The organism is Micromonospora sp. CPCC 205546 (genome assembly GCF_036902715.1).
Classification (GTDB): domain Bacteria; phylum Actinomycetota; class Actinomycetes; order Mycobacteriales; family Micromonosporaceae; genus Micromonospora.
This window is the reverse complement of sequence record NZ_JBAKHL010000078.1, coordinates 17,197-29,820: the sequence shown is the minus strand read 5'-3', so window position 1 is coordinate 29,820 and position 12,624 is coordinate 17,197. Positions and strand designations below refer to the sequence as shown.

General features: G+C 73.2%; 13 protein-coding genes. 1 reads left to right on the top strand and 12 read right to left on the bottom strand.

Annotated features, from left to right (window positions below; all coding sequences use genetic code 11):
• Positions 1-229 precede the first annotated feature (229 nt).
• From V6U77_RS25870 to V6U77_RS25860, 3 genes are all read right to left on the bottom strand, one after another.
• Positions 230-619, bottom strand: a complete 390-nt coding sequence (locus tag V6U77_RS25870) for an ACT domain-containing protein (RefSeq protein WP_334609302.1) — start codon at positions 617-619, stop codon at positions 230-232.
• Between the two features lie 74 nt (positions 620-693).
• A complete protein-coding gene (locus V6U77_RS25865) occupies positions 694-1,152 on the bottom strand; it encodes a hypothetical protein (RefSeq protein WP_334609301.1) in 459 nt (152 codons plus the stop codon).
• A gap of 176 nt (positions 1,153-1,328) precedes the next feature.
• A complete protein-coding gene (locus V6U77_RS25860; protein WP_334609300.1) occupies positions 1,329-2,069 on the bottom strand; it encodes a hypothetical protein in 741 nt (246 codons plus the stop codon).
• A gap of 163 nt (positions 2,070-2,232) precedes the next feature.
• On the opposite strand from V6U77_RS25860, the gene V6U77_RS25855 reads away from it, so the two are divergent.
• Entirely contained in the window at positions 2,233-3,462 is a 1,230-nt protein-coding gene (locus tag V6U77_RS25855) for an arginine deiminase (RefSeq protein WP_334609299.1), read from the top strand.
• An 85-nt stretch (positions 3,463-3,547) separates the two neighbouring features.
• Here V6U77_RS25855 and V6U77_RS25850 read toward each other — a convergent pair whose 3' ends face one another.
• The 9 genes from V6U77_RS25850 to V6U77_RS25810 form a co-directional block, all read right to left on the bottom strand.
• Positions 3,548-4,432: a DUF5926 family protein gene (locus V6U77_RS25850; protein ID WP_334609298.1), complete on the bottom strand. Its 885-nt coding sequence runs from the start codon at positions 4,430-4,432 to the stop codon at positions 3,548-3,550.
• Between the two features lie 59 nt (positions 4,433-4,491).
• Positions 4,492-4,908 (bottom strand): ATP-binding protein, encoded by a 417-nt coding sequence (locus V6U77_RS25845; RefSeq protein ID WP_334609297.1) that lies wholly within the window; start codon positions 4,906-4,908, stop codon positions 4,492-4,494.
• Positions 4,909-4,976: 68 nt separating this feature from the next.
• A complete protein-coding gene (locus V6U77_RS25840) occupies positions 4,977-6,434 on the bottom strand; it encodes a PAS domain-containing sensor histidine kinase (RefSeq protein WP_334609296.1) in 1,458 nt (485 codons plus the stop codon).
• A gap of 73 nt (positions 6,435-6,507) precedes the next feature.
• A complete protein-coding gene (locus V6U77_RS25835; protein ID WP_334609295.1) occupies positions 6,508-7,299 on the bottom strand; it encodes a glycerophosphodiester phosphodiesterase in 792 nt (263 codons plus the stop codon).
• A gap of 10 nt (positions 7,300-7,309) precedes the next feature.
• Positions 7,310-7,645 (bottom strand): rhodanese-like domain-containing protein, encoded by a 336-nt coding sequence (locus tag V6U77_RS25830; protein ID WP_334609294.1) that lies wholly within the window; start codon positions 7,643-7,645, stop codon positions 7,310-7,312.
• Between the two features lie 53 nt (positions 7,646-7,698).
• Complete coding sequence (locus tag V6U77_RS25825; protein ID WP_442934512.1) at positions 7,699-8,733, bottom strand: LCP family protein; 1,035 nt, start codon at positions 8,731-8,733, stop codon at positions 7,699-7,701.
• Between the two features lie 137 nt (positions 8,734-8,870).
• Positions 8,871-10,085, bottom strand: coding sequence for an LCP family protein (locus V6U77_RS25820; protein WP_334609293.1), 1,215 nt, complete (start codon positions 10,083-10,085; stop codon positions 8,871-8,873).
• 232 nt (positions 10,086-10,317) lie between these two features.
• Entirely contained in the window at positions 10,318-11,526 is a 1,209-nt protein-coding gene (locus V6U77_RS25815) for an LCP family protein (RefSeq protein ID WP_334609292.1), read from the bottom strand.
• A gap of 75 nt (positions 11,527-11,601) precedes the next feature.
• A complete protein-coding gene (locus V6U77_RS25810; protein WP_334609291.1) occupies positions 11,602-12,576 on the bottom strand; it encodes a UDP-glucuronic acid decarboxylase family protein in 975 nt (324 codons plus the stop codon).
• Positions 12,577-12,624: the final 48 nt, after the last annotated feature.

Below are 12,624 nucleotides of genomic sequence, written 5' to 3'. Positions count from 1 at the left end.
GCCGGGGCCGGGCACGGGGCGCCGACGACCGGCCGGGGCGGCCCCGACGGCCGGTCGGTGCGGGCGCGCGGCCGGCCCGCTCGGGGCCCGGCGCAGGGATCGGGCGGTCGGGCGGGGGTGTCGTGGCGCGAGGGGGTGGGCGGCACGGCCGATCCTCGGGACATCGGGGAGCGTCACTGCGGCCGGGAGGCCGAGCCCATCCTAGGAGGAACTGGCGTCCGGGTGAAGATCAGTCGAGGACGCGATGACCGGCACGCTCCAGCGCGGCGGTCGCCTCGCGCAGCCGCACGGCGGGAACCAGCAGGTAGTCGGTGTCGTAGGTGGAGAAGGCGACCACGCTGACCCGGGCGGCGGCGAGCGGGTCCACCAGCGCGGCGAGGGTGCCGCTGACCGCCAGGTCGAGCGGCTCGGCGACCCGCAGGCAGCGCCAGGCGGTCTCGCCGACGGCCTGCTCGGGTGCCCGGTCGGCGGGACAGATCAGCGAGATCCCGTCGGCCGTCCAGCTCACCGTGACCACGTCGCCGTCACTCAGCCCGCCCGACAACTCGGGTGGCAGGGCGGAGCCGGCGGCCAGGCGGCACACGGCGTACTGCCCCGGCAGCAGAGCGATATCGAGCATGAGGGCACCTTACGGCCTCGGTGCGGGCCCGCCCCAGATTCGCCGCGTGCGGCGAACACCACATCCGTCGCTGGTCAGACCGGAGAGAAGAACGTGAGTGAACCCGTGACCGTCCCGCTGGTGAACACCGGGGTGGAGATGGCGTCGACGGTCGCGTCCGGCGCGTCGGCCGACGTGCTCTGGACCCGCAGCAACCCCCGCGCCAGGCGCCCGGAGGAGAGGGCGAGCAGCGGCGGGATCTTGTCGATCTCGGGCTCGGTCAGCTCGCAGCGGTTCGCGGTGAAGTCGAGCAGCCGCAGCCCGCCGTCGAGCAGCGGCAGCCCGGTCACGTCCTCCGGGTCGCCGAGGCAGAGCAGCTCGCAACCGGCGGCGGAGACGGCGACGACCCTCGTCCCGGCGTCGATCAGCAGGCACGGCTCGTCGGCGTGGGAGACCGTCGACGACCACCGACCGAGGTTGTCGAGCTCCTGCCCTGTCGATGTCCCCGCCGCCGGCACGAACACGTCAGAGAGTGAGAGTTCGACGTGGGCCACCGCGCCTCCTATGTACACCGACGGTCCGTCCACGCTAGCCGGTCGTCGCGGGTGACGCCGACCGCGCGGGTCCGCCGGGCCACCGGTGGGTGAGGGAATGCCCTGACCAGGCGGCCGGCGACGGCGCGGCCGACGGGTGCCGACCGGCGCCCGGGTGCGTGGCGTCGCCCGTGACGTTACCGTCGGTTGGCCGGCTTGTCAGCGGCCGTTCGGCCGCCCTCGTACCACCGGTAGTCGGCGGCCGGACGGTAGGCGCCGTTCAGCCAGGTCTCCGGGTGCTGCGCGACCCGGGAGAGCTTCTCGGCCGTGGCCGGGCTGATCCGGCTCCCCCCGGCGATGAGCAGGCGGTCCAGCTCGCGGTGGGTGGCCATGAGGCAGTCCTTCGGCAGGCCGTAGACGCTGATGACGCCGGAGCCGACGAAGGTCAGCACCGGCGTCACCGGGATCGACAGCCCCACCGCGTCGGAGAGGGCCTTGCTGGCGCGCTTGGCGTCGCGGCGGGCCTCGGCCACGTAGGGCGGTCGCTTGCCGTTGATCTGGACCACGTCGCCGGCCACCAGCACCCGGGCGCGGCCGTGGTCGGCGATGGTGACCGCGAAGAGCCCGCTCGGCCCGATGGCGAGGAAACCGGCGCGTTCGTCGCGCTCGTGGTCGAGCAGAAGGTCGGACGCGTCCGTGCGGGGCCACTCGATGACGTGCCACGCGGGCCCGAGATGGTCGAGCCGGCCGAGCGCCCGTGCCCCGGCCGCCTCCAGCCGCCGCGCGTCCCGCTCCGCCCGACGGCGGCGGGCCCACTCCAACGGGGACGGACGGACGGGTGCGAGCACCCCCGGCGGTTCCACGCGGGGGTGTGGGACCGCCACGGGCGGCAGTGCCCGGGCGGACGGTACGGCTCGACGTGCGGGAAAGACAGTCATCGCGACCTCCGGCAAAAGGTCCCTCGAAGTTATGTCCTCACTACCCTACGTTGCCAGTCCCCCGTGTCGGCAAGTTGGAACGCCGGAGTGAGTGCGGATGAATGCCATATTCATCCACCCCTGTTTTATCGGATGCCGCCAAACCCTGCCCTACGCTGCGAGGGTGACCCACTACGTGGACAGCGAAGTCGGTCGGCTCGGAACGGTGCTGCTGCACCGCCCCGGTCCTGAGCTCGCCCGGCTCACCCCCCGCAACAACGACTCGCTCCTCTTCGACGCCATCCCCTGGGTGGGCCGCGCCCAGGAGGAGCACGACGCCTTCGCCGCGGCCCTGCGCGAGCGCGGGGTGGAGGTGCTCTACCTCGCCACCCTCCTCGCCGAGACGCTCGCCGTCGCCGACGCGCGGGCCGAGCTGACCGAGGAGGTGCTCCGCTCGCCCCGGCTCGGCGACTCGCTGCGTGCCCGGGTCACCGACCACCTCGCGTACCTGGACCCCGTCGCGCTGGCCGACGTGCTCATCGCCGGGCTGGCCCACGAGGAGCTGCGGGTCAGCCGCGAACGGCCGGGCGGCCTCGTCTACTCCCTGATGGACCGGCACGACTTCGTCATCGACCCGCTGCCCAACCTGCTGTTCACCCGGGACTCCTCGTTCTGGGTCGGCGACCGGGTCGGGGTGACCAGCCTGGCGATGCCGGCCCGGCGGCGGGAGACCACGCTGACCGACGCGATCTACCGGCACCACCCGCGCTTCGCCGGCACCGAACTGGTCTACCAGCCGGGCCTGGAGCACCTGGAGGGCGGCGACGTGCTGCTGCTCGCGCCGGGGGTGCTGGCCGTCGGCGTCGGCGAGCGGACCACCCCGGCCGGCGCGGAACGCCTTGCCCGGCAGGTCTTCGCCGCCGGCCTCGCCCACACCATCCTCGTCGTCCCGATCGCGCAGGAGCGGGCGACCATGCACCTGGACACCGTCTGCACGATGGTGGACGTCGACGCCGTGCTGATGTATCCGAACATCGCCCACACCCTGTCGGCGTACACCGTCATCGCCGGGGCGGACGGCGAGGACCCGAGGGTGGACGGCCCGGCGCCGTTCCTGCGGGCCGCCGCCGACGCCATGGACCTGCCGCAGCTGCGGGTCATCGACACCGGGCTGGACCCGGTCACCGCGGAACGCGAGCAGTGGGACGACGGCAACAACACCCTGGCCCTCGCGCCCCGGCTCTGCGTGGGCTACGAGCGCAACACGGAGACCAACGCCCAGCTGGAGCGGGCCGGCATCGAGGTGATCCCGATCGCGGGCTCGGAGCTGGGCTCGGGCCGGGGCGGGCCGCGCTGCATGTCCTGCCCGCTGGTCCGTGAGCCGCTGGGCCGGCAGGGAAGGGCCCCTTCCTGACCGGTCCGGTCGTGGAAGGGGCCCTCGCGCACGATGACGGAGCGTGACGGGCGGCCTCGCCGGGGGCGGCGGGGGCGCCCCCGGCTCAGCGCAGGGTGAGCTGGCGGCCGAGCAGGCCGTGGCGCGCCCGCCGGCCGGCGGCGTCCAGCGGGGCGGGCTCGGCGAGGGCCTCGGCGTAGCGCTTGGCGAAGTCCGCGACCGGCTGCTCCCAGTCGGCGGCCGGGACGTCCTCCGGCAGGTCCCAGACCGGCACCAGCCGGCCGTGGGCCCGGAACATGCCCGCGAAGCGGGTGTTCTCGCCGAGGACCAGCGTGCCGGCCACGCTCAACCGGGCCAGCGCGTCCAGCGCGGCGTCCTCGTCCTCCGGCAGCACCCAGCGCACGTGCGCCTTCTCCGGCACCCGGCACCAGTAGGCGGCGCGGGCGGCGGCGAGGCGGACCGTCGGATAGATCGCCGCGTTCGCCCGCTCCAGGGACGCCTGCACGTTCGGGTCGTCGCCGGCCCCCGGGTCGAGCCAGAACTCGAACCCGTCGTGCATGCTGATCTCCAGCGGGCCGTCGACCAGGACGTCGGTCAACCGGGGGCCGGGACCGGGCAGCGGCGGCACGGAGACCGGGCGGCCCGGCTCGGCCCGCAGCGCGCAGAGCAGCGCCTCGGCCAGGTCCCGGGAGACGTCGCCCGACTGGAGGTGACGCTGGAGCCCGATGAGGACCCGCCCGTCCGGCTTGGTCATGGCCGGGGCGGCCATCGGCAGCACGGTGGCCAGGACGACCTCCCGGTCGCCGAACTCCTCGACCAGCGCGGGGGCCAGCCGCAGCTGCGCCGAGGCGGCCGGCACCAGTTCCCGGAGGGCGATCCACTCCGGTTCGTCGGTCAGCCCCTCGAACGGTCGGGGCACGAAGATGTCCCGCACCTTCTCCCGCTTGGGGGTGGCTTCGGCGGCCCGCTGGCTCTTTCGACGCTTGCTCACGGCGACACAGCCTAGAGGTCCCGGCCGCCCGGCGGGGCAGGACCCGCCCTCACGGTCGGTCAGCCGGCCACGGCCAGGTCCGACCGGGTGATCTCCACCGGGTCGAACTCGGCCCACACGCTCTGGCCCAGGCCGTCGCGCTCGACCCCCCAGCGGTCGGCCAGCCCCGAGATGATGTGCAGCCCCCGACCGTCGACGGCGTCGTTGTCGGCGACCCGCATCGTGGGGCCCGCGGCGGCGCCGCCGTCGGTCACCCGGAGCTGCACCTGCTGGCCGCCGGCCGAGGTGCGCAGCCGCCAGGCCACCCGGACCACACCGCCGGGCAGGGGGTCGGCGTGCCGGACCGCGTTGCCCACCAGCTCGGCCAGGACCGCGACGAGGTCGGCCAGGAGCGGTGGGGGTACGGCGTCGGTCAGCTCCTCGGCGAGGCGCCGCCGCGCCAGCCGTGCCCCCGCGGCGTGGTGGGGGACCACCACGCACCATGCCCGATCGGCAGCTCCCGTCGACACCTTCGTCCCTTCACGCCTCCGTTGCCCGTCGCCGGTCACGCGCGGGGCAGCCGCACCTCTGCGACCGTACCGCCACCGGCCCTCGGCCGTAGGGATACCCATCCATTCTGCTGTTCAACGATCCGACGGACGAGATAGAGGCCGAGTCCTGCCCCGGGGTAGCGACGGCGGTCGCCCGACTCGCCCTGCCAGAACCGGTCGAAGGCCCGTTCCGCGTGCTCCGGGAGGATGCCGACGCCCCGGTCGCCGACCTCGAAGGAGACCGTCGACGCGTCCGCCGCGGCGGTGATCTCGATGGGCGAGTCGGGCGGGGAGTACTTGCCGGCGTTCGTGCACAGCTCCGTGAGCGTGGTGGCCAGGCTCGGCCGGTGCCCGAGCGCCTTGGGCAGGTCGGCGGGGAGGCGCAGCACGAGCCGCTGCCGCAGCTCCGCCGGCAGGTCGAGCGCCGCCGTGCGCAGCGCGTCACCGAGGTCGTACGGGGCGGGGGGCTCGTCGCCCGGTCCCGCCTCGGCGGCGGAGGAGAGCAGCCGGTCCACCAGGCGGGCCAGCTCGTTGGCGCGTTGCCCGATCACCCGGGCGGCGTGCCGCCGGTCGGTCTCGGTCAGCGACTCCCAGTGGTCGGTGAGGGTGTCCGCGTAGCCCTTGATCACGGTCACCGGCGTACGCAGCTCGTGGCTGGTCACCGCGACGAAGAGGTCCCGGTCGTGGTCGCGGCGCTGCTGGTCGGTGATGTCCCGGAAGGTGACCACCCGCAGGGCGCCGGGGCCGGGCAGCTCACCAGAGGTGATCTTGAGCCAGCGGCCGTCGGGCAGCCGGTGGTCGAGCACCCGGCCGGACGGCGGCAGCGGGAAGGGCAGCGGCCGGTTGAGCGCCTGGGCCGTGGAACGGCCGGTGGTCCGGGCCGCGGCCGGGTTCCAGAGCCGGACGTGACCGTCCCGGTCGACCACGGCCAGGCCGTCCGCCAGCGCCGCCACCACGGGCCCGTCGCCGTGCACGGGCAGCCCGCTCTGGTCGCCGTACAGGTGGGCGATGCAGGAGGCCACGTAGCTCGCGACGGCGTGCTGCTCGACGTCCAGCGGGTCTTCGCCGTCCGGATAGAGCACGTGCAGGCTGCCGACGGTCAGCCCGCCGAGCTCCGCGCGGGAGACCACCATGCGGCGCAGGCCCCGCTCCGCCAGCTCCCCGCAGAGCCCGCCGGCGAGTTCGTCGGTGCGGACCTGGCGCACACGGGCGCCGCTGAGCAGGCAGACGGTGGCGGGGTCGTCGGCCGGCACGTGGCGGCCGACGACCCACTCGGTGGCGCCGGTCGCGGCGATCACCCGGCCGCCGGTCGGCGCGAACTCGACGAAGGCCGTGCCCGCCGCGCCGAGCGCCGACCGGGCCACGCTCAGCAGGTGGGTGAGCACCGGGAGGCCGGTGCCACCAGAGTTGATCATTCCGATCACCGTGGTGTGGCCGGCGACGGCAGCGGAGAGATCGGTGCGCTCCGACATGCTCCGAGTGTGCCCCGCAGGCGCGTACCGGGACACCCCTGTCCGACCCGGTCTCCGCTGGGCGCCACCGCAGTCAGCGGTCGAGCCGGGCCAGCGCGTGCGCCGGCCGGTCGGTGATGATGCCGTCCACCCCGGCGGCCAGGACGAGGTCCAGATCGGCCGGCTCGTTGACGGTCCACACGAAGACCTGGTTGCCCGCCGCCCGCAGCGCGGGCACCAGCTGCGGGCGGGCCCGCACCAGGGCGACACCGGGGCCGGCGATCCGGGTGCCGAACGGCAGCCGTCCCAGCGGCAGCCAGCGCGGCAGCACCTCCAGCAGCAGCACCGTGGGCAGCGCGGGGGCCAGCTCCCGGACCCGGCGCACGGCCAGCGGGGAGAACGACATGACGGTGACCCGTACCGGATCGTCCGGTTTCGGTTCGGTCAGGCCGTAGCGGCGCAGCAGCGCGACGAGCCGGCGCTCGACGTTGCCGCCGTAGCGGGAGGGATGCTTGGTCTCCACCAGCAGCCGCACCGGCCGGCCCGCCGCGAGCACCGCGTCCAGCAGCCGCTCGAGGGTGAGCAGCCGGGTGTGCGACTCGTCCAGCACCTCGTCGCCGTCGGCGGGTGAGCAGCCGGGGTGCCAGGAGCCGAAGTCCAGCGCCTCCAGCTCCGCGAGGGTGCGGGCGCTGACCAGCCCGTGGCCGTTGCTGGTGCGGTCGAGCCGGCGGTCGTGCACGCAGACCAGGTGCCCGTCGCGGGTCAGCCGGACGTCGCACTCCAACCCGTCCGCGCCCTCGTCGAGGGCGCGCAGGTAGGCCGCGAGGGTGTGCTCGGGCAGGTCGTGGGAGGAGCCGCGGTGCGCGAAGACGAGAGGGGCGCCCATCCTGGTCGTCCTAGAGGACCCGGCCCGGCTGCCCGCCCTCGCCGACCACCGGTCGACCGGCGGCGGCCCACTCGCCCATCCCGCCCTCGACGTTGCGCACCTGGTCCCAGCCGTTGCGCATGAGATAGGTGACGACCTGGGCGGATCGTCCGCCGGAGCGGCAGATGACGGCGACGTCGCGGTCGGTCGGCACCTCGGCGATCCGGGCCGGCAGCTCCATCATCGGCAGGTGGTGCGCGCCGGGGGCGTGGCCGGCGTTCCACTCGTCGTCCTCGCGGACGTCGAGCAGGTACGCGTCGTCGGCGATCTCGGTCACGGTCACGGTGGGAACCTGGGATCCGAACACGGGCCAAGCCTAGATCCTCGCGCGGGCGGTCGTCGGCGGGCCGGCCCCCGGCGTCACAGCCGGGTGACCCAGCGCGGGTTGGTCCGCGCCCAGTCCGGCACACGGGTACCGCGTACCGCCTCGAAGAGGCCGTCACCGCCGTTGTCGAGCACCACGTACGACACCTGGTCGATCGTCTGTGGGTGGGAGGGGACCTGCACACCGCGCAGCGCGTCGGCCGGCAGGTCGCGCAGCGCGAGGACCAGGTCCTCCAGCGGTACGCCGTTGGTGTCCACGGTCAACGAGCCGCCGACGGCGCGGATCACCTGGTCCAGCTTGACCGGGTTGGTGCGCAGCGACGTCTCGCTCGTGCGCTCCAGCACGGCCCGGAGCAGTTGCTGCTGGTGGGTCTGCCGGTCGTAGTCGCCACCCGGCAGGTCGTAGCGCTGCCGGACGTAGTCCAGTGCCTGGCCGCCGTCCATCTGCTGGCAGCCGGGCGCGAAGACGCGGTCCGTGTGGATCGAGCGGACCTCCGTGTCGACGCACATGCGTACGCCGCCGAGCAGGTCGATGACCTTGCGGAAGCCGGAGAAGTCGATCAGGGCCGCGCCGTCGAAGCGGATGCCGGTCAGCCGGGCCAGGGTGGCCGAGAGCAGGCGGGTGCCCGGCTGGCCGCCGCCGCCGTGCTCGTACGCCGCATTGATCTTGTCCTGGCCGCCGCCGTAGCCGTTGCCGGCGGGGATGGCGACGAGCAGGTCCCGGGGCACGGAGACCAGGTACGCCTCACGCCCGCCGGCGGGGACGTGCACGATGAGGATGGTGTCCGACCGTCGGTCCGCCGTGCTGCCGCTCTGCCACCGGTCGGTCCCCACCAGCAAATAGTTCAGGGGCCCGTCGGGGTCGGTGCGCTCCCGGCGGGCGGTGGGGTCGAGCAGTTGCTCCCGCACGACGCTGCGCTCGTAGCGGTCGGTCAGGGTACGCAGGCCCGCCACGGCGAGCCCGGCCAGCAGCACCAGCGCCAGGCCGAGGCCGAGCAGCAGCCGCGGCCAGCGGACGCGGCGCGGCCGGGCGGCCCGGGGAGCGACCCCCCGGCCCCGGCCGTCGCCCACCGATCTGGACGTGACGCCTCCCCGCGACCCGTACGTGAATGCTTCTCACGTCAGGCTACGAGTCGACCAGGGCGGTCCGGGCCGCTTCGCCGACTTTGCCCGCCGGTGCGGCACGGGGGTCTGCCGGGCGGCGGCCGCTACTCGCGGTTGGAGACCACCTCGGGGTTGGCGAAGACGAACTCGGCCAGCTTGTCCTGCTTCGCCGCGCGGAACATGTTCAGCGTCTGCTCGCTGAGCGTCTCCCGAGTGCCGTCGCTGTGGAAGGTGCCGCCGTTGGTCTTCAACATCACCAGGTCGTTGCCGGTCACCCCGCGCATGGTGAAGACGAAGTCGGGGACCGGTACGCCGCCGGTGTCCAGGATGAACGCCTTGCCGGCCGCATCCATCAGCTTGTTCAGCTTGATCGGGTTGGTCAGCGTCCCGTCCTGGGTGGCCTTCTTCGCCATCGCCTTGATCAGCTGCTGCTGGTTCTGCTGCCGGTCGTAGTCGCCGTTCTTGAGGCTCTTACGCTGCCGGGAGTAGTCCAGCGCCGCCCAGCCCTCCATCTCGCGGCAGCCCTTCTTGTGCACCACGGGCGTCCGCTGCTTGCCGGTCTTCTTCGCGTCGGCGTTCCACATCGGCTTGCCGTCCACGTACGACATGTGGATCGACTCGACCTCCTGCTTGACGCAGATGCGGACCGTGCCGAGGGCCTCGATGACGTTCTTGAAGCCGCCGAAGTTGATGATCGCCGCGCCGTCGAAGCTGATCCCGGTCATCTTCTTGATCGTCTGCGCCATCAGCTGGGCGCCGCCCTCCCAGCCGCCGCCGTTGCGGGCGCCGGCCTGGAACGCGGCGTTGATCTTGTCGGTGCCGCCCGAGTAGCCGCTCTTCTTGAACGCCGGGATCTGTGCCTCGGTGTCGCGGGGGATCGAGATCAGGTACGCCTGGTCGTGCGTCGCCGGGATGTGCAGCACGATGATGCTGTCCGCCCGCACGTCGTCGGCGGCCCACCGCTCCCGGGCGTCCACGCCGAGCAGCAGCATGTCGATCGGGCCGTCCAGGTTGGCGCCACCCTCGGCGTCGGTCTTGCCCGCGTCTCCGAGCAGGTTGCGCTGGGCGATGTTGCCGGTGGCGCTGCTGATCAGCGCCTTGCTGCCGACGATGGCCGCACCGCTGGCGACCATCAGCACGGCGCCGAAGATCAGGGTGAGTCGGGCCCAGAGCGGGTCCTTGCGGCGCGACCGCTTCTTCGCGGAACCGCCGCGGGGCTTGCCGCCCTTGACGGGCTGCTTCGGGATGCTCGTGGAGGCCCGGACCGGGCCACGGGGGGACTCCAGCGCCGGAGGGCGACGGCTGGTCTGAACCGGCATGCGTGCTCCAGCTCGCGTTGTCAGGGGGCGGGATCACTTTACGGACGCTTTCCCGTCCTGGCGAGGTCGTCCGACCGTCAAATGCCGTTCGTACGGCCGTCACCCAGGAGAACTGACCGAACGGACAGATCGATACGGCTGGTCGGCGGTTGGCTCACAGGAAGCGCCCGGCCGGCCCTCCGAATCGTGATGACGTCGGTCGATCACGGGGAGGGCCGGCCGGCGGGGCTGGTCAGTTTCCGGTGCCGTTCTTCTTCTGGTTGGCATCGACCCAGGCCGTCATGGTGTCGGCCGACATCGCCTTGTACATGGCCAGCGCCTTCTCCTTGTCGGACACCACCACCGACTCGCCGTTGATGGTCTGGCTACCGACGTGCGGGCTGGTCACGAAGGTCAGGTTCTCGCCGCGCAGGTTGCGGAACTGGACCCCCATGTCGACCAGCGAGAAGCCCTGGTCGACGGTGACCGCGGCGGTGACCGACTTGAGGAAGTCGTTCAGCTTCTTCGGATTGGTCAGCGTGCCCGTGCTCGCCGCCTTGTCCATCAGGGCGCGGAGGAACTCCTGCTGGTGGCGCATCCGGGCGAAGTCGCCGTCCGGGAACTGCTTGCGCTGCCGGATCCAGTCCAGCGCCTCGGCGCCGTCCATGTGGTTGGTGCCCTTGGTGAACGTCCGGTACGGCTTGTGGATCGAGGTGACCGTCCGCTCGACCTTCAGCTCGACGCCGCCGAGAGCGTCGGTGACCTCCTTGAAACCGGCGAAGTCGATCGCCATCACGTGGTCGAGCCGCACGTCGGTGAAGCACTCCACCGTCCGGACGGCCAGCGGCAGCCCGCCGAAGGCGAAGGCCCCGTTGATCTTCCCCCGCTGCCCGGAGCCGCAGTCCGCGTTCGCGCTCTCCGGGATCGGCACGTAGAGGTCGCGGGGGATGGAGACCAGGTAGGCCTTCTGGTGGTCGGACGGGATGTGCATCACGATGATCGTGTCGGCCCGCCACTTGCTGGACTTGTCCACCGGGGCGTCCGGGTCCCGGGAGTCGCTGCCCACCAGCAGGATGTTCAGCGCGCCGTCGACCGCCTTGGCCGGGCGGCCCCCCGTGATCTCGGAGAACGGGTCGGTGCGGGCCAGGTCGTCGTCGAGGCCACGGGCGTAGAACCAGGCGCCGATCCCGCCGAGCAGCGCGAGCACCAGCACGGCCACGCCCGCCACCAGGGCGATCCGACCCCACCGGGGGCGTGCGCCGCGCCGACCCGGGCCGCCCGGGCCGGTCGGCGCGCCGGGCCCACCCGGACCGGCGGCCCGTGGCGCGTCCGGGGACGGGGACCAGCGGGCCCCGTCGGGCCGGGCGCGTCCGGCGTCCCGGCCGGAGCCGGGCACCGAGGCGCGCCCGGCGCCGCGGTGCAGATGGGGGAGGGGTACTCCGGCGGGCGTGGTCGCTGACATGTAACTCAGGGTACGTACGCGCGGCCACCACCGCCCTGAAGCGCCGCCGACGTGTGCGCCGGCGGCGGGCGGTCGCTAGGCCGTCCGCTCGCGGAAGTACTCGATGGTGCGGCGCAGGCCCTCCTCGGGAGCCACGGTCGGCTCGTATCCGAGCAGCTCGCGGGCGAGGGTCAGGTCCGGGCGGCGCATCTCCGGGTCGTCGGCGCTGCGCGTGATGTACGTCACCTCGGAGCTGCTCCCGGTGAGCGACACGATCGTCTCGGCCAGCTGCCGCATGCTCATCTCGTGCTCGGTGCCGCAGTTGATCGGCCCCGTCTCGCGCGAGTCGAGCAGCAGCAGGATGCCGCGCACCAGGTCCGAGACGTAGCAGATGGAGCGGGTCTGGTTTCCGGTGCCGTGCACGGTGATCGGCTCGCCGCGCAGCGCCTGGGAGATGAAGGTCGGGATGGCCCGGCCGTCGTCCGGGCGCATCCGCGGGCCGTACGTGTTGAAGATCCGGACGATGGCCGCGTCCAGCCCCTGGCTGCGGTGGTAGGCCATGGTGGCCGCCTCGGAGAAGCGCTTCGCCTCGTCGTAGACGCTGCGGATGCCGATCGGGTTGACGTTGCCCCAGTACGACTCCCGCTGCGGGTGCTCCTTCGGGTCCCCGTACGCCTCGGAGGTGGAGGCCATCAGGAAGCGGGCGCCGTCCGCGACCGCGCGTTCCAGCAGGTGCAGGGTGCCCACCGAGCCGACGCGGAGGATCTCCACCGGCAGCTTCTCGAAGTCCGTCGGGCTCGCCGGCGAGGCCATGTGCAGGATGGCGTCGAAGCGCTCGGCCATCGCCGGGTGCGTCGGCAGGCCGTCGGAGATGTCGGCCTCGACCAGGGTGAAGCGCGGCTCGTCGCGCAGGTGGGCGACGTTCTCCTCCGACCCGGTGACGAAGTTGTCGAGCGCGACCACGGTGCAGCCGCGGGCGATCAGCGAGTCCACCAGGTGTGACGGTACGAAGCCGGCGCCGCCCGTGACGAGGATGCGGTGACCGGGTCCGAAGCGGGCAACAGCGTTCATGCCGGTCAGCCTACCCACTGCCGCGGGCGGCCCTCGGGCAAGGAAGGA

What these genes read in the sequence shown, in the direction of transcription:
- V6U77_RS25870 (WP_334609302.1), bottom strand. Translation starts at nt 619, where the DNA reads ATGCTCGATATCGCTCTGCTGCCGGGGCAGTACGCCGTGTGCCGCCTG.
- V6U77_RS25860 (WP_334609300.1), bottom strand. Translation starts at nt 2,069, where the DNA reads ATGACTGTCTTTCCCGCACGTCGAGCCGTACCGTCCGCCCGGGCACTG.
- V6U77_RS25840 (WP_334609296.1), bottom strand. Translation starts at nt 6,434, where the DNA reads ATGTCGGAGCGCACCGATCTCTCCGCTGCCGTCGCCGGCCACACCACG.
- V6U77_RS25835 (WP_334609295.1), bottom strand. Translation starts at nt 7,299, where the DNA reads ATGGGCGCCCCTCTCGTCTTCGCGCACCGCGGCTCCTCCCACGACCTG.
- V6U77_RS25820 (WP_334609293.1), bottom strand. Translation starts at nt 10,085, where the DNA reads ATGCCGGTTCAGACCAGCCGTCGCCCTCCGGCGCTGGAGTCCCCCCGT.
- V6U77_RS25815 (WP_334609292.1), bottom strand. Translation starts at nt 11,526, where the DNA reads ATGTCAGCGACCACGCCCGCCGGAGTACCCCTCCCCCATCTGCACCGC.
- V6U77_RS25810 (WP_334609291.1), bottom strand. Translation starts at nt 12,576, where the DNA reads ATGAACGCTGTTGCCCGCTTCGGACCCGGTCACCGCATCCTCGTCACG.